The organism is Frankia umida, assembly GCF_023242945.1.
In the GTDB taxonomy this organism is placed as follows: Bacteria; Actinomycetota; Actinomycetes; order Frankiales; family Frankiaceae; genus Frankia; species Frankia umida.
The window spans coordinates 19,156-44,094 of record NZ_JALKFT010000033.1; the positions used below are offsets into that span (position 1 = coordinate 19,156).

The 24,939-nt window shown below is 72.3% G+C and carries 21 protein-coding genes and 1 riboswitch; of the genes, 1 reads left to right on the forward strand and 20 read right to left on the reverse strand.

Annotated features, from left to right (window positions below; translation table 11 throughout):
• Positions 1-36 precede the first annotated feature (36 nt).
• A riboswitch (FMN riboswitch) is annotated at positions 37-170 on the reverse strand.
• Between the two features lie 126 nt (positions 171-296).
• From rpe to pyrR, 16 genes are all read right to left on the reverse strand, one after another.
• Positions 297-995 carry a ribulose-phosphate 3-epimerase gene (gene rpe, locus MXD59_RS21985; RefSeq protein ID WP_248826515.1) on the reverse strand — a complete coding sequence of 233 codons (699 nt, stop codon included), beginning with the start codon at positions 993-995 and terminating at the stop codon, positions 297-299.
• Between the two features lie 9 nt (positions 996-1,004).
• Complete coding sequence (locus tag MXD59_RS21990) at positions 1,005-2,474, reverse strand: RsmB/NOP family class I SAM-dependent RNA methyltransferase (RefSeq protein ID WP_248826516.1); 1,470 nt, start codon at positions 2,472-2,474, stop codon at positions 1,005-1,007.
• A gap of 74 nt (positions 2,475-2,548) precedes the next feature.
• A complete protein-coding gene (gene fmt / locus MXD59_RS21995; protein ID WP_248826517.1) occupies positions 2,549-3,586 on the reverse strand; it encodes a methionyl-tRNA formyltransferase in 1,038 nt (345 codons plus the stop codon).
• A 164-nt stretch (positions 3,587-3,750) separates the two neighbouring features.
• Entirely contained in the window at positions 3,751-6,087 is a 2,337-nt protein-coding gene (locus MXD59_RS22000; protein WP_248826518.1) for a primosomal protein N', read from the reverse strand.
• A 236-nt stretch (positions 6,088-6,323) separates the two neighbouring features.
• The gene (metK, locus tag MXD59_RS22005) at positions 6,324-7,520 is read right to left on the reverse strand and encodes a methionine adenosyltransferase (protein WP_248813960.1); all 1,197 of its coding nucleotides are present in this window, start codon (positions 7,518-7,520) and stop codon (positions 6,324-6,326) included.
• Between the two features lie 70 nt (positions 7,521-7,590).
• Positions 7,591-8,802, reverse strand: a complete 1,212-nt coding sequence (coaBC, locus tag MXD59_RS22010; protein WP_225438112.1) for a bifunctional phosphopantothenoylcysteine decarboxylase/phosphopantothenate--cysteine ligase CoaBC — start codon at positions 8,800-8,802, stop codon at positions 7,591-7,593.
• Between the two features lie 11 nt (positions 8,803-8,813).
• Complete coding sequence (rpoZ, locus tag MXD59_RS22015) at positions 8,814-9,098, reverse strand: DNA-directed RNA polymerase subunit omega (protein ID WP_163547909.1); 285 nt, start codon at positions 9,096-9,098, stop codon at positions 8,814-8,816.
• Positions 9,099-9,143: 45 nt separating this feature from the next.
• Positions 9,144-9,686, reverse strand: a complete 543-nt coding sequence (gene gmk, locus MXD59_RS22020) for a guanylate kinase (RefSeq protein ID WP_248826519.1) — start codon at positions 9,684-9,686, stop codon at positions 9,144-9,146.
• Positions 9,687-9,945: 259 nt separating this feature from the next.
• The gene (gene mihF, locus MXD59_RS22025) at positions 9,946-10,263 is read right to left on the reverse strand and encodes an integration host factor, actinobacterial type (RefSeq protein ID WP_163547901.1); all 318 of its coding nucleotides are present in this window, start codon (positions 10,261-10,263) and stop codon (positions 9,946-9,948) included.
• Between the two features lie 231 nt (positions 10,264-10,494).
• Complete coding sequence (gene pyrF / locus MXD59_RS22030) at positions 10,495-11,247, reverse strand: orotidine-5'-phosphate decarboxylase (RefSeq protein ID WP_248826520.1); 753 nt, start codon at positions 11,245-11,247, stop codon at positions 10,495-10,497.
• Entirely contained in the window at positions 11,244-14,717 is a 3,474-nt protein-coding gene (carB, locus tag MXD59_RS22035; RefSeq protein WP_248826521.1) for a carbamoyl-phosphate synthase large subunit, read from the reverse strand. The genes pyrF and carB overlap by 4 nt, the downstream gene beginning before the upstream one ends.
• Positions 14,717-16,159 (reverse strand): carbamoyl phosphate synthase small subunit, encoded by a 1,443-nt coding sequence (locus MXD59_RS22040; RefSeq protein ID WP_372512169.1) that lies wholly within the window; start codon positions 16,157-16,159, stop codon positions 14,717-14,719. The genes carB and MXD59_RS22040 overlap by 1 nt, the downstream gene beginning before the upstream one ends.
• Positions 16,156-17,208: a PH-like domain-containing protein gene (locus tag MXD59_RS22045; protein WP_248826522.1), complete on the reverse strand. Its 1,053-nt coding sequence runs from the start codon at positions 17,206-17,208 to the stop codon at positions 16,156-16,158. The genes MXD59_RS22040 and MXD59_RS22045 overlap by 4 nt, the downstream gene beginning before the upstream one ends.
• On the reverse strand, positions 17,205-18,569 hold the full coding sequence (locus tag MXD59_RS22050) for a dihydroorotase (protein ID WP_248826523.1): 1,365 nt from the start codon (positions 18,567-18,569) through the stop codon (positions 17,205-17,207). Before MXD59_RS22050 ends, MXD59_RS22045 begins: the two co-directional genes overlap by 4 nt.
• The gene (locus MXD59_RS22055; protein WP_248826524.1) at positions 18,566-19,489 is read right to left on the reverse strand and encodes an aspartate carbamoyltransferase catalytic subunit; all 924 of its coding nucleotides are present in this window, start codon (positions 19,487-19,489) and stop codon (positions 18,566-18,568) included. The genes MXD59_RS22050 and MXD59_RS22055 overlap by 4 nt, the downstream gene beginning before the upstream one ends.
• A 40-nt stretch (positions 19,490-19,529) precedes the next feature.
• Positions 19,530-20,171 carry a bifunctional pyr operon transcriptional regulator/uracil phosphoribosyltransferase PyrR gene (gene pyrR, locus MXD59_RS22060; RefSeq protein ID WP_308301758.1) on the reverse strand — a complete coding sequence of 214 codons (642 nt, stop codon included), beginning with the start codon at positions 20,169-20,171 and terminating at the stop codon, positions 19,530-19,532.
• A 417-nt stretch (positions 20,172-20,588) separates the two neighbouring features.
• Here pyrR and bldD point away from each other — a divergent pair, with 417 nt between their 5' ends.
• Complete coding sequence (bldD, locus tag MXD59_RS22065; RefSeq protein ID WP_009742788.1) at positions 20,589-21,086, forward strand: transcriptional regulator BldD; 498 nt, start codon at positions 20,589-20,591, stop codon at positions 21,084-21,086.
• A 711-nt stretch (positions 21,087-21,797) separates the two neighbouring features.
• Here the strand turns inward: bldD and nusB are convergent.
• From nusB to MXD59_RS22085, 4 genes are all read right to left on the reverse strand, one after another.
• Entirely contained in the window at positions 21,798-22,322 is a 525-nt protein-coding gene (gene nusB, locus MXD59_RS22070; protein WP_283097310.1) for a transcription antitermination factor NusB, read from the reverse strand.
• Positions 22,319-22,882, reverse strand: coding sequence for an elongation factor P (gene efp / locus MXD59_RS22075; RefSeq protein WP_248826526.1), 564 nt, complete (start codon positions 22,880-22,882; stop codon positions 22,319-22,321). Before efp ends, nusB begins: the two co-directional genes overlap by 4 nt.
• Positions 22,883-23,172: 290 nt before the next feature.
• Complete coding sequence (gene aroB, locus MXD59_RS22080) at positions 23,173-24,261, reverse strand: 3-dehydroquinate synthase (RefSeq protein ID WP_248826527.1); 1,089 nt, start codon at positions 24,259-24,261, stop codon at positions 23,173-23,175.
• Entirely contained in the window at positions 24,258-24,878 is a 621-nt protein-coding gene (locus MXD59_RS22085) for a shikimate kinase (protein WP_248826528.1), read from the reverse strand. Before MXD59_RS22085 ends, aroB begins: the two co-directional genes overlap by 4 nt.
• Positions 24,879-24,939 lie beyond the last annotated feature (61 nt).

Here is a 24,939-nt window from a genome sequence, read left to right on the forward strand (position 1 = left end):
GGCAGGAAACACCGCGCATGCGGGCACAAGGGGCCCGCGCGCGTCCTCCCATCCGGACTTTGACCGTCGGTTCCGGAATTTCACCGGATCAGCCACACCCCGAACTGTGCGGGTGTGGGTCGCGGACTATCACCGCCGGCTCGGAATTTCACCGACCCCGGAGCGCGCGTGCAACTGTTTGTGCTGCCCCATTTTGGCATACGAAGCCGGACCGCGCCCGCCCCGAACATGTGACCGGAGTCATCCAGATCAGGGGTGGCCACCTGTCCCGCAGCATGAATTGCCTGGTGGACGACCTAGTTTGGCTCGTTGGACGGTGGGGTGAGGCGGGGGGCGACTCGCAGCGCCTGCGCGCGCAGCTTCTCGACGGCCTCGCCGGGGTCACTGGCGCCGAAGACCGCCGTGCCGGCGACGAAGACGTCCACACCGGCGGCGGCGGCGGCCTCGATGGTGCGCTCGTTGACCCCGCCGTCGATCTGCAACCACAGGTCGAGCCCACGGTCGTCGAGCAGGCGGCGGGCCGCGGCGATCTTGGGCAGGACCTCGGTCATGAACGTCTGGCCGCCGAAACCCGGCTCGATCGTCATGAGCAGCAACAGGTCGAACCGGTGCAGATCGTCGAGGTAGCGCTCCACCGGGGTGTTCGGCTTCACCGCGAGCCCGGTGCGCGCCCCGGCCGCGCGGATGGACGCGGTGGTCCGGGGCAGGTCGTCGACGGCTTCCGCGTGGATGGTGACGTTCGCCGCGCCCCGCTCGGCGTAGTCGGCCGCCCAACGGTCCGGATCGGCGATCATGAGGTGGCAGTCGAGCGGGGTCGGGGTGGTCGCCCGCAGCGCGGTCACCGTGTCCGGGGAGAACGCCAGGTTCGGGACGAAGTGGTAGTCCATCACGTCGACGTGCAACCAGTCCGCCCGTCCCTCGACGGCGTGCGCCGCCTCGGCGATCCGACCGAAATCAGCGGCGAGCATGCTGGGATATATCTGTGCGGTGGCCACCGGCCGAGACTATCGGGGGCCCACCCGCAGCAGCGCGACGAACATCGCGTCCGTGCCGTGCCGGTGCGGCCACAGCTGCCCGAACGGGCCGTCACCAAGCCCAAGCCCGGCCCCGGTCTCGGCGTCGGCCCCGGTCTCGGCGTCGGTGCCGTTGTCGGCCCCGGTGACGCCGCTGCCAGGCGCGTCGCCGCCCGAAACGTCGCCGCCCGAAACGTCGGTGAGGACGCGGGTCGCGTCCAGCAGGGACAGTTCCGGGCGTTGCCCGGCGACCTGGCGGACCACCTCGCTGGTCTCGGCCGGATGCGGCGAACAGGTGGCGTAGGCGACCACCCCGCCGGGGCGCACCAGGTCGGCGGCGGCGACGAGCAGCGCGCGTTGCAGCGGCACGAGGGCGGCGACATCCTCGGGGGTGCGCCGCCAGCGGGCCTCGGGCCGGCGACGCAGCGCCCCGAGCCCGGTGCAGGGCACGTCCACCAGTACCCGGTCGACGCTCGCGGGTGCCAGCGGCGCGGCCCGGCCGTCGGCGCGGGCGACCCACGCGCCCGCCATACCTTCCAGGGAGCGGGCGACCAGCGCCGCCCGGGTCATCCGCGGTTCGAGGGCGAGCAGTCCGGCGCCGTCCGGCCCACCGGCGAGCAGGCCCGCGAGCAGCGCAGCCTTCCCGCCGGGTCCCGCGCACAGGTCGACGGTCAGCCCCCGGTCGGGCCCGACGGTCGGGGTGGCGGCCAGGGCCAGCGCGACCAGCTGGCTGCCTTCGTCCTGCACCGCGGCCGCCCCGCTGGCGACCGACGGCAGCCGACCCGGATCGCCGCCGTCGAGCCGGACGGCGTAGGGCGACCACGGCCCGGGGTGCGCGTCGAGGCCCGCCTCGACGCATTCGGCGAGCAGGTCGTCCCGGGTGATCCGGCCGGGTCGGGCGACCAGATGCGTGCTGGGCCGGATGTCGTTGGCGACCAGGGCCGCCCGGGTCTCGTCCAGGTCTCCGTCCAACGCCTCGGCGACCGCTTCGACGATCCAGCGCGGATGGGTGCACACCGCCGTGAGATGGCCGATCGGGTCGGTGGCGAACGGTGGCGCGTCCAGCAGTTGGGCGAGGTCACCGCCGGTCTCGCTGACCCGGGCGGCGACGCGGCGCAGCACGGCGTTGGCGAACCGGACGGGACGTTCCCCGCTGGTCGCGCGCACCAGGTCCACCGTGGTGGCCACGGCGGCCCGCGCCGGCACCCGTGTCCGCAGCAGCTGGTAGGCGCCGAGACGCAGGGCGTCCCGCAGCGGCGGGTCGATACCCGCCACGGGACGGCTGGTGGCGGTGTCGAGCATCCCGTCCAGGGTGCCCTGGGCGCGCAGCGCACCGTAGGCGAGTTCGGTGACGAACCCGCGGTCACGCGCGGACAGTCCACTGCCGGCCAGCATCGAGGGCAGCAACAGGTTCGCGTACGCCCCACGTTCGTCGACGGCGCGCAGCACCTCCCAGGCCATCCGGCGCGGCCGGTCGGGCGATCGGCTCGGCGGCGAACTCGAGGGACGGGCCGGGGGGCGACTCGGTGGACGGTTCACGCGCCCCGCCCGCCGTCCACCGCGGCTACCGGCCCCGCGGCCGCGGCCGCTGGCGCTGGTGGCGCGGGTTCCGCCTCCGGGGGCGGGGTGATCAGCTGGTCGTCGGCGTTCGGCCGGGAGCCACGGGCCCAGTCGGCGGCGGCCATCGGCGCCCGTCCTTCGGGACGGACCTCGCCGAGCAGCACCGGGTCGGTGCCCGTGCCCACGACGACGGACCCGTCGACGAGCACCGCCAGCTGGCCGGGGCGCAGCCCACGGGTCGCGGCGTCGGCGGGCAGCGGGCCCATCCGGACCGGTCCGAGTTTGAGCCGCCGACCCCGAAACGTCGTCCAGGCACCGGGAGCGGGGGTGGCCGCGCGGATCAGCCGGTCGACGGCGAGGGCGGGGCGCGCCCAGTCGACCCCGACCTGCGCGACGGTGAGTTTCGGTGCGAACGACACGCCTTCGGCGGGCTGCGGGACCGCCTGCACGCTGCCGTCGGCCAGACCGTCCAGCACCGTGACGAGCAGGCGCGCACCCGAATCGGCGAGCCGCCCCAGCAGGTCACCGGACGTGTCGGACGGGCGGACGAGTTCGGTGACGACACCGAAGACGGGGCCGGAGTCCATCGCCGCCTCGATCTGGAAGACGGTGGCGCCGGTCAGGTCGTCGCCGGCGAGCAGGGTGCGCTGCACCGGGGCCGCCCCCCGAAACGCCGGCAGCAGCGAGAAGTGCAGGTTGACCCAGCCCAGGCGCGGGACCTCCAGCGCCGCCGGCGGCAGCAGCGCGCCGTAGGCGACGACCGGGCAGCAGTCGGGTGCGAGCTCGGTGAGGGCAGCGAGGAACTCGGGGTCGCCCGGACGACGTGGGCTGAGCACCGGAATGCCGGCCTCGTCGGCCAGCAGATGCACCGGCGGCGGGGTCACCTTGCGGCCCCGGCCGGCCGGCCGGTCCGGCCGGGTGACCACCGCGACCACGTCATGCTGCGGGCTGTCGATCAGCGCGCGCAGACTGGGCAGAGCAACCGCCGGCGTGCCGGCGAAGACAAGACGCATACCCGAACACCGTTCAGCGTAATGATCCAGAAAGGCCGGCCGGGTCGCACGACCGCGAACCACGGCCGACGAACCCACGGCCGGGAACCGACCGACCCTATCGCGACCGCGCTGCGCCAGCGTGCACGGCCGGGCGCGCAGCGCCCACCCGCCGCCCGCGCTGCTCACCCGATCACCAGCGGATCGAGCTGGATACGCAGGCCGCTGGTGCTGCGACGGGCCCCGAGCACACCGCGGGCCGCGTGCAGGGCGGCGGCCAGCTCACCACCTCGCTCCCGGGGGACGCGGATGAGCAGCCGGTGCGGCTCCGGTTCGTCGCCGGCCCGGGCGGCCGTCCGCGGCGCGGGCGACGGCACCGGGCCGAGGACGTCGGCGGGTTCGGGCAACCGCAGGACGTCGAGCAGTTCGGCGACGGCCGCGGCGGTGCCGTCCACCGCGGCGATCCGACTCGCCGGCGGGAAGCCGAGCGCGGCGCGTTCGTCGGCTTCCCGCGCGGTGAAGGTCACCGGGTCCCAGCGGATCAGCGCCTGTACGGCGGGCAGCCCCGCGTCAGCGCCGACGATCACCCGCCCACCCGCGGCCCCCGGACGCGCCAGCGCCGCCGCCGCCGCCCAGCGCCGCAGCGCTGTCTCGGCCGCGCGTAGATCCGGACGCCCGAGCAGCGCCCAGCCGTCGAGCAGCACCACCGCGCCGTACCCGCCGCCTTCGGCCACCGGCTCCGCACCCGGTGTGGACACGACCAGCGCCGGCTCGGCGGGAACGGTGGCCAGCACACCGTCGCGCCCCGAGGTGCGCAGCGGTACGCCGGGAAACGCCCGGCCAAGCTCCTCGGCCGTGCGCCGATCACCCGTCACCGACGCGCGCAGCCGCGGATCGCCGCAGGACGGGCACTGCCATGCCGCCACGGGACGCCCACACCACCCACACGCCGGCGGCCCCGACCCACCCGGTCGCCCCAGCGGCCCCTGGCAGTGCCCGCACCGGGCCGGACGCCGACAGCCCGTGCAGGCCAGCGACGGCTGATAGCCACGCCGGGGGACCTGCACCAGCACCGGGGCGCCCGCCGCCAACGCCTCCCGCGCCGTGCGCACCACCAGTGACGGCAGCCTGGCCGCGCGGGCCGCCGGATCGCGGGAGACCTCGTGATCGGAACCCGTCGCCTCCACCCAGGGCGCGAGCTCCCGCAGCTGCACCCGCGCGGCCACCAGCGCACGGGCCCAGCCCGCCCGCACCAGCGCCTCGGCCTCCACCGTCGGGCAGAACCCGCCGACGAGCAACGCCGCGTGTTCCTGCCCGGCGCGCAGCACCGCGACATCGCGGGTGTGCGGGTACGGGGCCAGCGGCTCGGCATGCAGATCGTCACCGTCATCCCAGGTGACGATCAACCCGAGCGCCTCGACCGGTGCGAACACGGCCGACCGGGTACCCACCACCACCCGGGCCTGGCCTCGCCGCACGGCCAGAAACGCCCGGTACCGCGCCGCCGGTCCAAGATCGGCACGCAACGCGACCGTCGTCTCCCGCCCCACCGCCGCGACCAGTGCCGCCTCGACCCGATCCACATCCCGATGATCGGGAACGACCACGATCGCCCCTCTCCCGGAGCGCACCACCGCCGCGACCGCCGCCGCGATCATCCGCGGCCAGGCCGGCCCCGGCGGCGCCCACCAGACCGCCCGCGGCCACCGCCCATCACCCAGCGCCGCCAACATCGACGGCCCCGCCGGATACCGCACCCACTCCCCCGGAGCCACCACCCCGCCAACCTCACCAACCCCACCGGCCTCCACAGCCCCATCAGCCTCGACAGCCCCATCAGCCTCGACAGCCCCATCAGCCTCGACAGCCCCATCGGCTCCGTCGGCATCGACAATCCCGCCGGCCGCGACCACCCCATCGGCTCCATCGGTCTCGGCGGTCTCGGCAGCCGAAGCCTTCACATCAGCCGGGGACCGTTTTCCCCCCGACGTCGCCGCCTCGACGCGGGCATGCCGAGGTGGGACGGCCAGGCGCAGCACATCCGCGAGCGTCCCGCCGTAACGGTCGGCGACCGCACGGGCCAGCCGGACGACGGCCGGGGAGAGCACCTGTTCCGCCGAAACCGACCGCTCCAGTCGGGCCAGCGGCCCGTCATGCTCGGAACTGGCCACCCGCTCCAGCACGAACCCGTCAACCAGCCTGCCGGCGAAGCGAACCCGAACCCGCGAGCCAGGCACCGCCGCATCAGCCAACTCCGCGGGCACCAGATAATCGAACAGACGATCAAGATGGGTCAGTGGGATGTCGAGTGCCACCCGGGCCACCGGCAGCACCTCGGCAGCCGGCGACGCAGCGCCCACCGCCCGCCGACGCCCACCCTTGGACGCCCGCTCTCCCCCCGACGACCGAGCCCCCTGCGACGACCGCCCACCCGACGTAGGACGGCCACCGGCCCCACGCACGGAGGCCACCCGGTCAGGCCCCGGGCCGAGGCCGGGAAGCGTGCCCGACGGTTCGGTCATGACGGCATTCCTACCAGCCACCCCCGACAGAACCCGCCCGGCGGACAGGGACCGAGCTCGCGACACCCACCGATCCCGCCGACCTGCTCATGCGACGCGCCGCCGGAACGGCCGAGGCCGGGCCGATCGGCCGCGGTGGCGGATCGGCCCGGCCTCGGAACCGGGCGCTGGAAAGCCAGGCTCCCAGCGGACATGCGGACATGCGGACGTGCGAAGGCGGACCCGGAAAAGCGCGATCAGCCCTTGACGGCGCGCTGCAGCGCCTCGGCGCGCGAGGTCGACTCCCAGGTGAAGTCGAGCTCGGGACGTCCGAAGTGACCGTAGGCGGCGGTCTGGGCGTAGACCGGGCGCAGCAGGTCGAGGTCACGGATGATCGCGGCCGGGCGCAGGTCGAAGACCTGGGTGACCGCGTCCTGGATCTGCTCGGTGGGGACGGTGCCGGTGCCGAAGGTCTCGACGAACAGACCGACGGGGTGGGCCTTGCCGATGGCGTAGGCGACCTGGACCTCGCAGGCGGTCGCGAGGCCGGCGGCGACGACGTTCTTGGCGACCCAGCGCATCGCGTAGGCGGCGGAGCGGTCGACCTTGGACGGGTCCTTGCCGGAGAAGGCGCCGCCACCGTGGCGGGCGTAGCCACCGTAGGTGTCCACGATGATCTTGCGGCCGGTGAGGCCCGCGTCGCCCATGGGGCCACCGATCTCGAACCGGCCGGTCGGGTTGACCAGCAGGCGGCGACCCTCGGTGGAGATGTCGAGCAGGGCGAGCTCGGGCTCGACCACGTACTCGGCGATGTCGGGGGCGAGCAGCGTGTCGAGGTCGATGTCGGCGGCGTGCTGGGTGGACACGACGACCGTGTCGAGACGGACGGGCCTGCCGTCGGCGTACTCGATGGTGACCTGGGTCTTGCCGTCGGGCCGCAGGTAGCCGACCTGACCGTCCTTGCGGACGGCGGACAGCCGGCGGGCCAGGCGGTGGGCCAGCGCGATCGGCAGCGGCATGAGCTCGGGGGTCTGGTCACAGGCGAAGCCGAACATCAGGCCCTGGTCGCCGGCGCCCTGACGGTCGAGTTCGTCCTCGAGGGAACCCTCGACGCGGGACTCGTGCGCGGTGTCGACACCCTGCGCGATGTCGGCGGACTGCGCGCCGATCGACACGCTCACGCCACAGGAGGCGCCGTCGAAGCCCTTCTTGGAGGAGTCGTAGCCGATCTCCAGGATGCGCTCCCGCACCACGGCGGCGATGTCGACGTAGGTCTTGGTGGTGACCTCGCCGGCAACGTGCACCTGGCCGGTGGTGATGAGCGTCTCCACGGCGACCCGGCTCTTCGGGTCGTCCTTGATCATCGAGTCGAGAATCGAGTCGCTGATCTGGTCGGCAATCTTGTCCGGATGTCCCTCGGTGACGGACTCGGATGTGAACAGGCGCGTCGCCACTGGTCCTACCCCCTGGAAGGTTGATTCCGACGAAGCTTACCGAGGACCGCGCACCTGCACGGGCACCGGCTCAATCTCCGTGCTCGACGACCAGATCGAGGATCCGGTGCGCGACCAGGTCCTTGCTCATTCGGTCGATCGTCGTCTCGCCGCCGCCCAGGCTGAGCACGACGGCGGCATTGTCCGCGACCTCGAAGCCACGGCCGTTGCCAACCTGGTTCACCACGAGCAGGTCCACCGGCTTGCGGGCGTGTTTCGCCCGGGCGAGCTCGAGCACGCCGCCGTCCGGCCCGCCGGTCTCGGCGGCGAAACCGACCAGCAACTGACCTGGCCGGCGGTTCGCCAGCAACTCGGACAGCACGTCAGGGTTTCGGGTCAACGCCAGTGTGTCAGGGGCGGCGGAATCCTTCTTGATTTTGTGCGTCGCCGGGTCGGCGGGACGGAAGTCCGCGACGGCGGCGGCCATCACCACGATGTCGGCGGACGGCGCCACCTCGTGCACCCGGGCGCGCAGTTCGGCGGCGGAGACCACGCCGATGGTCCGGGCTCCGGCGACCTCCGGCAGGGCGACGTTGGCCGCCACCACCGTGACGGACGCGGCTCCCCTGGCCAGCGCCGCGCGGGCCAGGGCGTAACCCTGGCGCCCGCTGGAGGCGTTGCCGAGGAACCGGACCGGGTCGACGTACTCGCGGGTACCCCCGGCGGTGACGAGCACGTGCCGCCCGGCGAGGTCGGGCCGGACGGCCGCGGCGCCCCGGGCGAGCACCGACATGCCCAGGGCCGCGATCTCGGCGGGTTCGGGCAGCCGGCCGGGGCCGGAGTCGGCACCGGTGAGGCGACCGACGGCCGGGTCGAGGACGATCGCGCCACGCGAACGCAGGGTGGCGACGTTGGCCTGGGTGGCCGGGTGCAGCCACATCTCGGTGTGCATCGCCGGGGCGAACACGACCGGGCAGGTGGCGGTGAGCAGGGTGCCGGTGAGCAGGTCGTCGGCCCGCCCGGCGACTGCCCGGGCGAGCAGGTCGGCGGTGGCCGGCGCGACGAGGACCAGGTCGGCGGTGCGGCCGATGCGCACGTGGGCGACCTCGTCGGCGTCCTCCCAGACACCGGTGGTCACCGGATTGCCCGACAACGCGGCCCAGGTCGTCTCGCCGACGAACCGCAGCGCGGCCGCGGTCGGCACGACCCGCACCTCGTGGCCGGACTCGGTGAACCGGCGTAGCACCTCGACCGCCTTGTAGGCGGCGATCCCGCCCGCGACCCCGAGAACGACCCTGCTCACCGACGTGCGGCTCAGGCGATCGGGGGAAGGGTGTCAGCCACGGTCTCGTGGGTGAGCAGACCGGCGTTGATCTCGCGCAGCGCGATCGACAGCGGCTTCTCCTGGGCGTTGGTCGTCTCGACCAGCGGCCCGACGTACTCGAGCAGACCCTCGCCGAGCTGGGAGTAGTAGGCGTTGATCTGACGGGCGCGCTTGGCCGCGTAGATGACCAGGCTGTACTTCGAGTCGGTCGCCTCGAGCAGCTCGTCGATCGGGGGGTTGGTGATGCCTTCGGGGTGGGCGACGGTACCGGCCACGGTGTCCTTCCTGAGTGCCACGCAGCTCAACCAGACACGGCTGGGCTAGTCGATCATCAATGCTACCAAGCGGGCGGCCGCGGCCTGCACATCGTCGTTGACGATGACGTGGTCGAACTCGGTCTCGGCCGCGAGCTCGATCCGCGCCCGGTCCAGGCGACGCGCGATGATCTCGGGCGCTTCGGTGCCACGGGTGGTCAGTCGCCGCACCAGTTCGTCGAACGTGGGCGGGGCCAGGAAGACGAAGCGGGCGTCGGGCATCGCCGAGCGGACCTGCCGGGCACCGAGTAGCTCGATCTCCAGCAGGCACGAGATGCCCGCCGCCAGCCGTTCGGCCAGTGGTCGCCGTGGCGTGCCATAGGCGTGCCCGGCGAACATGGCGTGTTCGACGAACTCGCCGGCCTTGACCATGCGCGCGAACTCCTCGGCGTCAACGAAGTGGTATTCGACACCGTCGGTCTCCCCCGGCCGGGGTGCCCGGGTGGTGGTACTGACCGACACCCAGACCTCAGGGTGATGCGCGCGCACGGCCGCCACGACCGTTCCCTTCCCGACTCCGGACGGCCCGGAGAGCACTGTGAGACCCACGGGTCACACCCTAGGCCGCCGTGGCCATGCGGCGCGCACGACGGGTCGTCCGCCCGCGGAGTACTCCACGGGACGGTCGGGGAGGGACAAGCTTCTACAGGACTTTCGGATCGGGGGACGGCATAAATACCGTCCCCCGATCCGCGGGGAAGGTTCCACGGCTTCACCGGAAGAACGGACGTGACACCGCTCACCCGATGATGCCGCGACCCACCCGGCCATCCTCCAGCGCGCAGAGTGAATTTCCACTCCGCTTGGATCAGGCCGTTCCGAACTCCTCGAGGAGCGCGGCGCGCTGCTTCGCGCCGAGCCCTCTCAGCCGGCGGGTCGGGCTGATCCCGAGGCGTTCCCGGATCTTCTGGGCGCGTACACGCCCGACCCCGGGAAGCGACTCGAGAACAGCCGAAACCTTCATCTTGCCGACGACCTCATCAGCTTCCGCCTGTTCCAGGACGGCAGCCAGAGTCGTCTCCGCCTTCTTCAGCCTGTCCTTGAGTTCTGCGCGCTGCTTACGAGCCAACGCGGCTTTCTCAAGGGCGGCGGCCCGCTGCTCGGGCGTTAGGGGCGGCAGGGGCACGGGTACGCCTCCTCAATTCGGTGATCGCGCCGCGCAAACTAGCGAGGAAGTGGTTCCTCAGTCCAGCCTTGGCCACAACACTCTGATGCGGACATATTGTCCGCACAAGAGAAGGCTTTGACGGGACGAAAGGGGTGGCCCGCTCGTGCCGCGCCCTTTCGGTCTACGACGTCCCCACCGTACCGCTTCATACCGCACCAGGACGAACACACCCTGCCCTGACCTCGGCCATCACGTGCCGACAGGCGCCCGACCTGCGGAAATGCTGTCGGCGATGGCCTGGGCGGCTTCGCCCAGATCGGTGGCTCGGGTGATCGGACGGCCCACCACGACCAGGTTGGCACCCGACGCGATCGCCTCCCGCGGTGTCGCGGTCCGGGCCTGATCGGCGGCCTGAGCACCTGGCGGACGCACTCCGGGGGTGATGAGAGTCACGGCATCACCGAGCTCCGAACGGACCATTCGGACCTCCTGCGGGCTGCACACCAGGGCCCGCGCCCCGGCCTCGACCGCGAGGACCGCCAGGCGCCGCACCACGTCCCGCGGCGACCCGGTGAACCCGATGGCGGCCAGCGCCTTCACGTCCAGCGAGGTGAGCACGGTCACACCGGCCACCTCGATGTCGGGGGCCGCGTCGACCGCCGCGCGTACCATCGCCGATCCCCCCGCCGCGTGGACGGTGACGAAGCGAGGAGACAACGTGGCGACCGAGCGCATGCCACCGGCGACAGTTGCCGGAATGTCATGGAGCTTCAGATCGAGAAAAAGCTCCGGCGCGCTGGCACTTCCGGGCGCCGCGGCCAGCAGTCCCTGCTCACGCAGGGCGTCGACCACCGCCGGGCCCTCCCGGTAGAACAGCTCCAGGCCGATCTTGAGAACCGCCGCGGCGGGGGCGACCGCCGCCGCCCAACGCAGCGCGGTCGCCCCGTCCGGCGCGTCCAGGGCGACCGCCAGCGGCGCCCGCCCGGCCGGCCCGATGCTCATCGGCTCGTCCGCGTGGTCGCCTGCTCCTGCACCGACGACTCCCGCACCGGCTGCTCCCGCACCGGCGGCTCGTCCGGCGCGCCGCCGGGTGAGCCCGCCGGGGCAGCGGGTCCGGTCCTCGCCGACGCGGCGGCGACCGGGGCAGACCCGTCAGCGGCGGCGGCACGGGCGGCGGTGGCCCGGTTGGCCAGTGGCTCGTCACCCCAGGCCTCGCGCAGAACCGCGTGGTACTCCTGCAGCGGGCGGACGCCGAGCTCCCCCCGCACCAGCGATTCGATGCCCTGCACGCAGGCGGCGGCACCCTGGATGGTGGTGATACACGGGACGCCGGCGCTCACACAGGCGGTGCGGATCTCATAGCCGTCCAGTCGCGGGCCCACGCCCCACGGGGTGTTGATGACCAGGTCGATCTGACCAGAGTTGATCATTTCGACGCAGTCTGCCAGGCCCTCACGCGGCGCCCGGTGCTTGCCCAGGACGACAGCCTTCACACCGTTGCGGCGCAGCACCTCCGCGGTGCCCTCGGTGGCGTAGACGACGAAGCCGAGATCGGCCAGCCGCTTGATCGGGAAGATCATCGCCCGTTTGTCCCGGTTGGCCACCGAGACGAACACCCGGCCGTAGGTGGGCAGCGAGGCGTAGGCGGCGGCCTGCGACTTGGCGTAGGCGGTGCCGAACGAGTCGTCGACGCCCATCACCTCGCCGGTGGACTTCATCTCCGGGCCGAGCACCGTGTCGACGCCGCGTCCGCTGGCGTCCCGGAACCGCCCGAAGGGCAGCACGGCCTCCTTGACGGCGATATGTGAGTCCAGCGGCAGGCTCGCGCCGTCGCCGGTGCTCGGCAGCAGACCCTCGGCGCGCAGCTCACCGATGGTCGCGCCGAGCATGACCCGGGCGGCGGCCTTGGCCAGCGGCACCGCCGTCGCCTTGGAGACGAACGGCACGGTCCGCGAGGCCCGCGGGTTCGCCTCGAGCACATACAGGACGTCCGACTGCAGGGCGTACTGGACGTTGAGCAGTCCCCGCACACCGGTGCCGCGGGCGATCGCCTCGGTGGACGTGCGAATCCGCTCGAGGTCGGCGCGGCCGAGGGTGATCGGTGGCAGCGCGCAGGCCGAGTCGCCGGAGTGCACCCCGGCCTCCTCGATGTGCTCCATCACGCCGGCGAGGTAGAGCGTCTCGCCGTCGAAGAGCGCGTCGACGTCGATCTCGACCGCGTCATCGAGGAACCGGTCGACGAGCACCGGATGCTCCGGCGAGATGGCCGTGGCCCGCTCGATGTAGTCGCGCAGCATCGCGTCGTCGTAGACGATCTCCATCCCGCGTCCACCCAGGACGTAGGACGGACGGACCAGCACCGGATAGCCGACCCGTTCGGCGACCGCCCGGGCCTCCGGGAACGACGTCGCCACCCCGTGCGGCGGGGAGGGCAGGTTCGCGGCCGCGAGCACCCTGCCGAACAGGCCACGGTCCTCGGCGAGATGGATCGCCTTCGGCGGGGTGCCGACGATCGGCACCCCGGCCTCGGCCAGCGCCGCGGCGATCCCCAGCGGGGTCTGGCCACCGAGCTGCACGATCACACCGGCCAGCGGCCCGGCCTGCTGCTCGGCGTGCACGACCTCGAGGACGTCCTCGACGGTGAGCGGTTCGACGTAGAGCCGGTCGGCGGTGTCGTAGTCGGTGGACACCGTCTCCGGGTTGCAGTTGACCATGACGGTCTCGTAGCCGGCGTCCGAGAGCGCCATCACCGCGTGACAACAGGCGTAGTCGAACTCGATGCCCTGGCCGATCCGGTTCGGCCCGCTGCCCAGCACGATCACCCGTGGCCGTCCGCTGGGGGCGACCTCGGTCTCCTCGTCATAGGCGGAGTAGTGGTAGGGCGTCTCGGAGGCGAACTCGGCCGCGCAGGTGTCCACGGTCTTGAACACCGGACGGATCCCCGCGCGGTGCCGGAAGGCCCGCACGACGTCTTCCTTGGTGTCGAGCAGGGCCGCGAGCTGGACGTCGGAGAAGCCGGCCCGCTTGGCGCGGCGGATGCCGTCCGGGTCGCGGGTGACCGACGCGGCGATCTCGTTGAGGAAGACAAGCTGGTCCAGGAACCAGGGGTCGATGGCGGTGGCGGCGAACGCCTCGTCGATCGTCGCACCGGCCAGCAGCGCCTGCTGGACGACGCGCAGCCGGCCGTCGTGCGGGGTGCTGGCGATCTCGAGCAGGGTGGCGGCGTCCTGCTCGGGCGGCGCGAAGGTGAAGGTGCTGCCGGCGGACTCCATCGAGCGCAGCGCCTTCTGCAGGGCCTCGGCGAAGCTGCGCCCCACCCCCATCGCCTCGCCGACGGACTTCATCGTCGTGGTGAGCATCGGGTCGGCGCCGGGGAACTTCTCGAACGCGAACCGCGGCACCTTGACCACCACGTAGTCCAGGGTCGGCTCGAAGGCGGCCGGGGTGGTGCGGGTGATGTCGTTGGGGATCTCGTCCAGGGTGTAGCCGAGCGCGAGCTTCGCCGAGATCTTGGCGATCGGGAAGCCGGTGGCCTTGGACGCCAGCGCCGACGAACGCGACACCCGCGGGTTCATCTCGATGACGATCTGGCGGCCGGTCGCCGGGTCCACGGCGAACTGGATGTTGCAGCCACCCGCGTCGACGCCGACGGCCCGCATCACCGCGATCGACATGTCCCGCATCCGCTGGTACTCGCGGTCGGTCAACGTCATCGCCGGGGCGACGGTGATCGAGTCACCGGTGTGCACGCCCATCGGGTCGACGTTCTCGATCGAGCAGACGACGACCACGTTGTCGGCGCGGTCGCGCATGAGCTCGAGCTCGTACTCCTTCCAGCCGAGCACCGACTCCTCGACGAGCACCTCGGTGGACGGGCTGGCCGCGAGACCGTCGGCGGACATCCGGGCGAGTTCGGCCGCGTCATGGGCGAAGCCGCTGCCGGCGCCACCGAGGGTGAAGCTCGGCCGCACGACCACCGGGAAGCTGAACTCCTCCCCCGCGGCCAGGCACTCCTCGACGGTGTGGCAGACCGCGCTGCGGGCCGACTCGCCGCCGACCGCGGCGACGATGTCCTTGAACGCCTGACGGTCCTCACCGGAGCGGATCGCGTCGATGTTCGCGCCGATCAGGCGCACCCCGAACCGTTCGAGCACACCCGAGTCGTGCAGGGCGACCGCGGTGTTCAACGCGGTCTGACCGCCCATGGTGGCCAGGATCGCGTCGGGCCGCTCCCGATCAATGATCTTGGTGACGATGTCCGGGGTGATCGGCTCGACGTAGGTGGCGTCGGCGAGCTCCGGATCGGTCATGATCGTCGCCGGGTTGCTGTTGACCAGGATGACCCGCAGCCCCTCGGCCCGCAGCACCCGACAGGCCTGGGTCCCGGAGTAGTCGAACTCGCAGGCCTGGCCGATGACGATCGGCCCCGAGCCGATCACCAGGACGCTGGCGAGATCCTCACGCCGTGGCATCAGAGGGCCCCGTCCGCACTCGGCTCGACCGGACCCGCGCTGCCCGAGGCCGCACTGCCCACCCGCGCGGTGCGGGTGGTGGCCATCAGGTCGCGGAACTTCTCGAACAGGCCGGCCGCGTCATGCGGCCCGGGCGCTGCCTCCGGATGGAACTGCACGCTGAAGGCCGGCACGTCCAGGCACTCCAATCCCTCGACGACGTTGTCGTTGAGCCCGATGTGACTGGCCACCACCCGGCCGTACGGGGTGTCGGTCGTGCCGGTCAGCGGCGCGCGCACGGCGAACCCGTGGTTCTGGCTGGTCACCGCGATACGTCCGGTGGCCACGTCGCCGACCGGCTGGTTCACCCCGCGGTGACCGTAGGTCAGCTTGTAGGTCTCGAAACCCAGTGCCCGGGCCAGCACCTGGTGGCCGAAGCAGATGCCGAACACCGGCACCCCGGCGGCCAGCACGGTGCGCAGCGCGTCGACGGCGTAGTCGGCCGTCTGCGGATCCCCCGGACCGTTGGACAGGAACACCCCGTCCGGTGCGAGCGCGAGCAGCTGCTCCCCCGTGCTGCGCGCCGGCAGGACGTGCACGTCGCAGCCCAGCGCCGCCAGCGCCAGCGGGGTGGCGCGCTTGATGCCCAGGTCCAGCGCGGCGACGGTGAAGCGCGCCGGTCCGTCGCCGGCCGCCGCCACCAGGTAGGGCTCCCGGGTCGACACCCGCGGGGCGAGGTCCGCGCCGACCATCTTCGGCGAGCGGCGCACCCGTCCCAGCAGCGCGGCCCGCGCGCCGCCGTCCGCCGCGCCCGCCACCGCCGACGTACCAGCGGACGACGTACCAGCCGGCGGGATGTCCGCGGCCAGGGTGCCGGCGGCCGGGGTGTCGGTGGTCGGGATGTCGGTGGTCGGGGTGTCGGTGGTCGGGGTGTCGGCGGCCGGGATGTCGAGGGTGCTGGAGATGCCGCACCGCATCGCACCGCGTTCGCGCAGGTGGCGGGTGAGGGCCCGGGTGTCGATGCCGCTGATGCCGACCACTCCGGCCGCGCTGAGCTCGTCCTCGAGGCTGCCGCGTGAACGCCAGTTGGACGCGCGTCGGGCCGGGTCACGGACCACGAAGCCGGCGACCTGGATGCGGTCGGACTCGTAGTCGGTGTCGTTGACGCCGGTGTTGCCGATGTGCGGCGCGGTCATGATGACGATCTGCCCATGGAAGGACGGGTCGCTGAGGGTCTCCTGGTAGCCGGTCATCCCGGTGGAGAAGACGGCCTCACCGAACGCCTCGCCGATCGCGCCGTACGCCTCGCCGGTGAAGGACCGGCCGTCCTCCAACATGAGCACGGCCCGCGCCGGACGGTCCCGGGTCACCGGACGGGGGGTGACGCGCTGCGCACTCGGGATGGCCGTGTCGCCGGCGCCCGGGTCGGCCGCGCCGCCGGCGCTCGAGGTGAGGGTGCTCAACGATCCTCCTTCAGCCTGCGGACCTCACCCAGCGGCGAGGTCAACGGATCGACGATCGGGTACTGACCGGAATCGGTGGGCTCGGGTACGGGCAGGGATGCGGACCCGGCCGCGGTGCCGGTCGCCCGCCAGGTCCCCATGGTGCGCGGATCGACCTGCCATTCCCCGGTAGGCCGGGTGGGTGGCGGCGGGGCGCTGGCGCGGGCGGGGTCCGGATAGCCGGGTCGCGGCCGGCGCATCGGCTGGTAGTCCCGCTCCCGTTCGGAGCGCGCGGGGACGGCCCGGGGGTCGGCCGGACGGGCGTCGCCGCGGACCGGAGCGCGGCGCCGACGCAGACCGGCGCGGATGGCGGGGATCTCCTCGGTGGGCTGACCCGAGCCGGGCCGCTGCGCACCGCCGTGACCGGGCACGATCGCGCGTGGGCGCAGCCGGGGGCGGACCCGCGGCAGGGCGTGCGGCGAGGTGACGTCGCCGGCGGCCAGGTGCGCCGGCGGCGGACCGATGAGTTCGTGCACCGCCCGGACGGTCTTGGGCTGGCGGGCCCGGTCCTCACCGCGAAAGCCCGTCTCGAGCTCATGCCCGTCGAAGGACCAGGCCACCACGATGAGTCGGCCCGGTGCGGACACCTTGCCGGCGTGCGCGCGTTCCAGGCGTGCCCCGCGCACCGCCTCGCGCGGAATCCAGAACGCGGCGTCGCCGCGGTCCACCCGCACGCCCGTCTCGTAGACGCTGAGATAGCCGCCGGTCCCGCCACCGAGGCCACGGGCGGAGATCCACTCCAGCCAGTGGCCGGCGTCGACGGTGCCGAGGTAGGTCCCGCGCAGCGGGGCGGCGAGCACCGTGCCGGGTTCGACCGGTGGTTCGGGCAGGTCGGGCAGGTTCTCCTCGTCCCGCTCGGCCCGGCTGCGCCAGATCCGGGCCAGGGCGCCGATCACGGCGACGAGCACCAGCAGCAGGCCGACGCCGAGCAGGACCCGCAGCCCCAGTCGGGCCTGGGCGGACCCGGCCGCCAGCACGACCGAACCGGCCACCGGTAGTGCCCCGCTCATACGATCTTCCCGTCGAGCACGGTGGGTCGACCCCGCAGGAACGTCGCCCGCACGGAGCCCGGCAGGGACCGTCCCGCGTACGGGGTGTTGCGGCTGCGGCTGGCCAGCGCCTGCGGGTCGACGACCTGCCACGGCGACGGGTCCAGCAGCGTCAGGGTCGCGGGCGCGCCGACCGCGACCGATCCGCTCGCGTCGGCGGCGGGGCTTTTCAGGCCGCCGATGCGGGCGGGGGCCAGCGCCATGCGGTCGGCCACACCGGCCCAGTCCAGCCGCCCGCCGACGACCATCGTCTCGATCACCACGGACAGCGCCGTCTCCAGGCCGAGCATGCCCGGGCGGGCCGCGGCCCACTCGGTCTCCTTGTCCTGCGCGGCGTGCGGGGCGTGGTCGGTGGCGACGCAGTCGATCGTGCCGTCGGCCAGGCCCGCGCGCAGCGCCGCCACGTCCGCCGCGGTGCGCAACGGCGGATTGACCTTGAAGACCGGGTCGTAGCCGCTGGCCAGGTCGTCGGTGAGCAGCAGGTGGTGCGGGGTGACCTCGGCGGTGACCCGCCAGCCCTTCGCCTTCGCCCAGCGGATGATCTCCACCGAGCCCGCGGTGGACACATGGCAGATGTGCAGCCGGGAGTCGACGTGCCCGGCGAGCAGCGCGTCCCGGGCGATGATCGCCTCCTCGGCGACCGCCGGCCAGCCGGGCAGGCCCAGGCGCGCCGCGACCACACCCTCGTTCATCTGGGCGCCCTCGGTGAGCCGCGGCTCCTCGGCGTGCTGCGCGACGACACCGTCGAAGGCCTTGACGTACTCCAGCGCCCGGCGCATGAGCTGCGCGTCCGAGACACAGTGGCCGTCGTCGGAGAACACCCGCACACCCGCGGCGGACCCGGCCATCGCCCCGAGTTCGGCCAGGCGCTGCCCGCCGAGCCCGACGGTGACCGCGCCGACCGGACGCACATCGCAGTGCCCGGCGTCGATCCCGAGCCGGTAGACCTGCTCGACCACGCCCGCGGTGTCGGCCACCGGATTGGTGTTGGCCATCGCGAACACCGAGGTGTAGCCGCCGAGTGCCGCCGCCCGGGTGCCGGACTCGACCGTCTCGGCGTCCTCACGGCCCGGTTCCCGCAGGTGGGTGTGCAGGTCGACGAGCCCGGGCAGCAGGATCAGCCCGTCGGTGTCCAGGACCGTCGTGCCCGGCGGCAGTCCCTCGGAGTCGGGCCCGGTCGAGCCGGCTGGCCGCCAGGCCGCGATCACCCCGTCCGCCAGCAGCACGTCGACGGGCTCACCGCCCAGCGGCCGCACCCGACGCAGTACCCACGCCCGCCCCCGGCCCTGGCCCCGGTTCTGGACCTGCCCCGACGTGCTCATGCGACCTCCCCGGAACCACCCAGCAGCAGATACAACACGGCCATCCGCACACTCACCCCGTTCGCGACCTGCTCCACCACGGTCGACCGGGCCGAATCCGCCACCTGGGAGGCGATCTCCATCCCGCGGACCATCGGCCCCGGGTGCATCACCAGGGCGTGCTCCGGCAGGTTCGCGGCCCGGTCGACGTCCAGACCGTAGCGGCGGCTGTACTCCCGCTCGGTCGGGAAGAAGGCCGCGGACATCCGCTCCCGCTGGACCCGCAACATCATCACCACATCACTCTTGGGCAGGACGGCGTCAAGGTTGTACGACACCTCGACCGGCCACGAGGAGACACCAAGCGGCAACAGTGTCGGTGGCGCCACGACCGTCACACTGGCACCGAGTGTGGCCAACAACCAGACGTTCGAACGCGCCACCCGGGAATGCAGCACGTCGCCGACGATCGTGACCCGCAGACCCTCGATCCGGCCGAGCCGTCGGCGCATCGTGAACGCGTCGAGCAACGCCTGGGTCGGATGCTCGTGGGTGCCGTCTCCGGCGTTCACCACGCTGCCACGTACCCAGGACGCGAGTCGATGCGGCGCGCCACTGGCCGGATGCCGGCAGACGACCGCGTCGGCGCCCATCGCCTCCAGGGTCTGCGCCGTGTCCTTCAGGCTTTCCCCCTTCGACACGCTTGACCCGCGCGCCGAAAAATTGATCACATCGGCCGACAGTCTCTTGGCGGCGACCTCGAAGGACGTGCGGGTACGGGTGGAATCCTCGAAGAACAGGTTGACGACGGTCCGCCCACGCAGGGTGGGCAGCTTGCGCACGGACGCCTCGGCGACCCGGGCCATCCGCTCGGCGGTGTCCAGCACCAGCAGCGCGTCGTCCCGGCCGAGGTCCTCGGTGGACAGCAGATGTCGTTTCACGCTGTGCCCGCGACCATCGGCGCACCCGGGTTCTGTCGTGTCACTGCTGGTCCCGTCCGCTCGGCTCGTCAGTGCTGGTCGGGCCGGACGGGCCGGTCGGGCCGGACGTGGGCGGCAGGATCAGCACGCCGTCGCCACCGTCGACCTCCCGCAGGCGCACGGCCACCAGCTCGCGACGCGAGGTTGGCATGTTCTTCCCGACGTAGTCGGCTCTGATCGGCAGTTCCCGATGCCCCCGGTCGACGAGGACGGCCAGCTGCACCGCACGCGGTCGCCCGTAGGCGGCCAGGGCGTCCAGCGCGGCGCGCACGGTGCGCCCGGAGAACAGGACGTCGTCGACGAGGATGACCACCTTGCCGTCGACGCCGCCGTCGGGGATCTCGGTCACCTCGAGTGGCCGAACTCCGCGCAAACGAAGATCGTCGCGATACATGGTGGGATCGAGCGAGCCGACGGGAAGATCCACGCCTTCCACTGCGTGTACGCGGCGTACCAGTCGGTGCGCGAGGGGTACCCCACGAGTGGGTATACCGAGAAGCACCACACCGGCACCGCCGGTGGTCTTCTCAAGGATCTGATGTGCCATCCGACTGACGATCCGAGTGATGTCGTCGGCGGACAGTACTGTCCTGGCGGCGCCTGGACGGCGCGACACGGGGTCGCCCGGGGCGGCTGCGGCCACGCGGCATCCCTCCTTCCCCGCCTCACTGGACGGTCCTTAAAGGAGCGGTCCTAGCGACGTTACCAGGGCACTCCGGGCGCGGGAGGCTTCGTCCACAGACGAGACCGCGTACCCGCGGGGCGTCCGGTCAACCATCCGGCGGTACCTCTCGCACATCGTTGCGACGCCAACTATCATCGCGAATCTGTGACTGCCAGTTACCGTGGCGTCTCGTGTACGCGCCGATACGGCGATCCGCGAAAGTTCCCGCCGGGCAGGTAGAGCGTGCAACCGGAGGGCTACAGAAAGTGGTACAAAGAAAGAAGCGACACGACCCCCCGGGTGTCGAGCCTCAACCTGCCGGGCACTACTATCGGTAACCGCCGGAGGCACAAGCCCCGGTACCAGTGATCAACCACGACAGGAGTGGGCACTCCGATGTCCGACTATGCGAAGGCGCTCGGTGCTCGGCTGCGCGCAATACGCACCCAGCAGGGGCTCTCGCTTCATGGCGTCGAGGAGAAGTCGCACGGTCGGTGGAAAGCCGTCGTCGTCGGTTCCTACGAACGTGGGGACCGCGCCGTCACCGTACAGCGTCTCTCGGAACTCGCGGAGTTCTACGGCGTTCCCGTCGGAGAGCTGCTGCCCGAGGGTTCCACCGTCGCCCCGCTGGAGCAGTCCCCGCGGATCGTGCTTGACCTCGAGCGTCTTTCCCAGGTCCCGAAGGAGCAGGGCGGCCCGCTCGCCCGCTACGCCGCGACCATCCAGAGCCAGCGCGGCGACTACAACGGCCGAGTGCTCTCCATCCGCTACGAGGACCTGCGCTCCCTCGCGGTGATCTACGACACCTCCCCGAGCAAGCTCACCGAGCAGCTCGTCTCCTGGGGCGTCCTGTCTCCCGAGCAGGGCGCGGACGCGACCGCCTCCGACGTCTGAGGCCCGCGCCGGGCGGCGCTGACCCGCCCCGCGTCCACAGGCACCACCCGCACCACCCGTAGTACTGGCACCATCCGCACCACCGCGCACCGTTGGCACCTCGCACCACCCGCAGCTTCGGTTGCGGTCCCGCCGGCACCGCGACCTGCGGTTTCGTCCGTGGCACGACTAGCATCGGCCGGCGGGAAAACGGTACGACCGGGGATCGATCGGCCATCCGATCGCGGCCGCACCAGGTACACACGCAACGCCAGCCCTGCCGGGGAGATCCCGGTACGTCTCGGCCGGGGATACACCCCGGTACGCCGTCACACCGACGGCGTACCGGGTCGGTACCCCCCGCCGCCGCTCTGACCGCGGCGGCCTCCGCATCCACGGCGGGTTCCCGTCGACCACGGAGTCGTCAGGCCGCCCTGCGGCGACCACATCCACTCCAGAGCACGGCAGCGACGTGCTGTCACCGATCCCGGGCGGTCTTCCCGGTCCGACGCGACCCCCGCTGGCCTGCGCAAGCACGATGCGCGCGGCGTCGAGGCGAGGGGTGCGTGCTCACGGGTCCAGCCACCAGGCGCGCTGTCCACGCATGCTCAGGGACAGCGCCGTCGCCAGCCGGGCGAATGCCTGTCGATCCAGAGGTCGGTCGGCGGTCTCAGTGCTCGGGACGAATCCCGGCTGCCGAGTGGACGCCTACCCGACACGCGGACCAGACGATCACAAAGCCGGGTCGGCCGCCGACGTGGGCACCGGCGCCGACGACGACGTGGCCGCCCCGGTTTCAGCCCCGGTCTCGACTTCCGTCCCGGTTTCGGACGACGTGACACCGCCCGGTCGAGCGGCGGTGCCGGCGGCGTCGAACAGGCTGCCGAGCAGGCCGTTGACGAAGCTCGGGGAGCGGTCGGTGGACAGGGACTTCGCGAGTTCGACGGCCTCGTCGATCACGACCCGCCCGGGGACGTCGGGGCGCCAGCCGAGCTCGAACACGGCGATACGCAGGATGTTGCGGTCGACGGGGGGCATCCTGTCCAGGGTCCAGCCCTGGGCGTGGTGACCGATCCGGTCGTTGATCTCACGCCAGTTCTCGACGACGCCGACGACCAGACCCTCGGTGTACTCCGAGACGGGCGGGTCGGCACGCACCTTGCGGGCGGCGAGGATCTCGGAGACGTGCGCGCCGCGTACGTCCGCCTCGAAGAGGATGTCGAGCGCGCGGCGGCGAGCCTTCGAACGGGCGCTCAGCTCGTCACCCGGCCCAGATAACGGCCGTCGCGGGTGTCGACCTTGACCTTCTCGCCGGTGGTGATGAACAGCGGGACGTTGATCGTCGCACCGGTCTCGAGGGTGGCGGGCTTGGTCCCACCGGTGGAGCGGTCACCCTGCACACCGGGGTCGGTCTGCGCGATGGTGAGCTCGACGCTGGCCGGCAGCTCCACGTAGAGCGGGGCGCCGTCGTGCAGCGCGACCGTGGCGACCGTGTTCTCCAGCATGTAGTCGGACACCGAGCCGACGACAGCCGGCGGGATGGGGATCTGCTCGTAGGACTCGCTGTCCATGAAGACATAGTCGGGACCGTCGCGGTAGAGGTAGGTCATCTCGCGACGGTCGACCGTGGCGACGTCGACCTTGAGGCCGGCGTTGAACGTACGGTCGACCACCTTCCCGGTGAGCACGTTCTTCAGGGTCGTGCGGACGAACGCACCGCCCTTACCCGGCTTGACGTGCTGGAAGCCCACGACGTTCCAGAGCACCCCGTCGAGGTCGAGCGTCATGCCGTTCTTCAGGTCGTTGGTCGTCGCCACTGCGTGCGTTCTCCGTTCGGTTGCCGTGCTCCGACGGCGGATCGTCGTTGTCCGGATGCCTCGCCGCGGCGAGACTCCGTAAATCCCTGGGACCGGCCCGTCACGCCACCAGGCCGTCACGCCAGTGCGCCGTCACACCCGTAGGCCGTCACACCGCCGGACCGCTGGGCTGTCAACCGCCAGGCTGCCAGCCCGTCAGGCCGCCACACCACCGGGCCGCCAGGGCCCAGGCAGGCTGCTCCACACCAGCGGAGCCGGACACGCCACGATCTGCCAGTCCGCGGGCCAGTCTACCGAGCGACACTGCGATACGCCGCGGTGAGCAGGCTGCTCTCCGGATCGTCCACGATGGTCGTCTCGCCACGGGCGGTCAGACCGATGAAACGCAGACGCCGGCCGCGGGACTTCTTGTCGACGCGCATCGCGTCCAGCAGCGCCGGCCAGCGGTCCGCGTCGTAGCTGACGGGCAGGCCGATGCTGGTCAGCAGCCTGCGGTGGCGTCCGACGGTGGTCTCGTCCAGGCCGACCGCGAGTCGGGACAGTTCCGCGGCGAACACCATGCCCACCGAGATCGCCTCACCGTGGCGCCAGCTGAAGTGCTCCACCTTCTCGATCGCATGGCCGAGGGTGTGGCCGTAGTTGAGCACCTCGCGGCGCCCGGCCTCCCGCGGATCGCCGGAGACGACGTCCGCCTTCACTCGGATGGAGCGTTCGATCAGTTCGGGCAGATGGGCGAGGCCGGTGGGGTCGTCCTCGAGCAGGTCGAGGATGGCGCCGTCGGCGATGAAACCGGTCTTGACCACCTCGGCGAGTCCGGCGCGGACCTCGACGGCGGGCAGCGTGGCCAGCATCGCCAGGTCGCACAGCACCGTCAGCGGCTGGTGGAAGGCACCCACCAGGTTCTTGCCGGCGTCGACGTCGATGCCGGTCTTGCCACCGACGGCCGCGTCGACCATGCCGAGCACCGTGGTCGGGACCTGCACGACGTCCACCCCGCGCAGCCAGCTGGCCGCGACGAAACCGGCCAGGTCCGTCACGGTGCCGCCGCCGAGCCCGATGATCACGTCATCGCGGGTCAGGCCGAGCCGACCCAGCACATCCCAGCATTCGCCCGCGACCGCCAGCCGCTTGGCCGGTTCACCGTCGGGCACCTCGACGGCGTGCACCTCCAGGTCCGCCTGGGCGCGCAGATCCGCGACGATCCGGGCCGCGACCGCGCGCAGCGCCACCGGATGGATCAGGACCGCCCGGGTGCGACCGGTGACGATCTCGGCCAGACCGCCGAGCGCCCCGTCCCCGAGGACGACGTCATAGGGACGTTCGCCCTGCGGCCGCACGGGAATCCGCACCACGTCAGCCACCTTCACCGACCCACTCACGACCGCACCCGCCCACTTCCCTGAGAACCAGAACCAGAACCAGCGCCGGAACCGACACCAGGGCCGGGGCCGGCGCCGGCGTTGTCGAGGGCGAGGGCGACCAGGTCTGCGACCTCGTCGGGCTCCCGGCCGGCGGTGTCGACGACGATCGCCGCGACCTCGAGGTAGAACGGCTCCCGCTCCCGCAACAGGGCGGCCAGGCGGGTGCGCGGCCCCTCGACCAGCAGCGGACGGTCGCGGGCCAACCCCACCCGGCGGACCGCGTCCGAGAGGCCGACCCGCAGGTAGGCGACCCGATGGCCGGCGAGCAGCGACCGGGTGGCCGGATCGAGCACCGAGCCGCCACCGAGCGCGACGACCCCGGGATGTTCGGCGAGGGCCGCGGCCACCGCGCGGTGCTCGGCGGCGCGGAAGTACTCCTCACCGGAGTCGACGAAGATGTCCGAGATGCTGCGGCCCTCGGCCGCCTCCACGTCCGCGTCGGTGTCGCGCAGGGTCACGCCCCAGCGTTGCGCGAGCCTGGTCCCCACGGTGGTCTTGCCCGCGCCGGGCGCGCCGACCAGGACGGCCAGCGGTCCCTTCGACGGTGGCGTCGTCGCCACCGCGTCCCCAACCATGATCGTGCGTCCTTGTCCCGCCGGGCTCGTCCGGCCATGTGAGGGTGACCGGACTCGTCCG

Excerpts from the sequence above, each read along its gene's own strand:
- MXD59_RS21990 (WP_248826516.1), bottom strand. The coding sequence starts at position 2,474 with ATGGCCTGGGAGGTGCTGCGCGCCGTCGACGAACGTGGGGCGTACGCG.
- fmt (WP_248826517.1), bottom strand. The coding sequence starts at position 3,586 with ATGCGTCTTGTCTTCGCCGGCACGCCGGCGGTTGCTCTGCCCAGTCTG.
- MXD59_RS22000 (WP_248826518.1), bottom strand. The coding sequence starts at position 6,087 with ATGACCGAACCGTCGGGCACGCTTCCCGGCCTCGGCCCGGGGCCTGAC.
- pyrF (WP_248826520.1), bottom strand. The coding sequence starts at position 11,247 with ATGAGCATCGGGCCGGCCGGGCGGGCGCCGCTGGCGGTCGCCCTGGAC.
- carB (WP_248826521.1), bottom strand. The coding sequence starts at position 14,717 with ATGCCACGGCGTGAGGATCTCGCCAGCGTCCTGGTGATCGGCTCGGGG.
- MXD59_RS22045 (WP_248826522.1), bottom strand. The coding sequence starts at position 17,208 with ATGAGCGGGGCACTACCGGTGGCCGGTTCGGTCGTGCTGGCGGCCGGG.
- MXD59_RS22050 (WP_248826523.1), bottom strand. The coding sequence starts at position 18,569 with ATGAGCACGTCGGGGCAGGTCCAGAACCGGGGCCAGGGCCGGGGGCGG.
- bldD (WP_009742788.1), top strand. The coding sequence starts at position 20,589 with ATGTCCGACTATGCGAAGGCGCTCGGTGCTCGGCTGCGCGCAATACGC.
- MXD59_RS22085 (WP_248826528.1), bottom strand. The coding sequence starts at position 24,878 with ATGGTTGGGGACGCGGTGGCGACGACGCCACCGTCGAAGGGACCGCTG.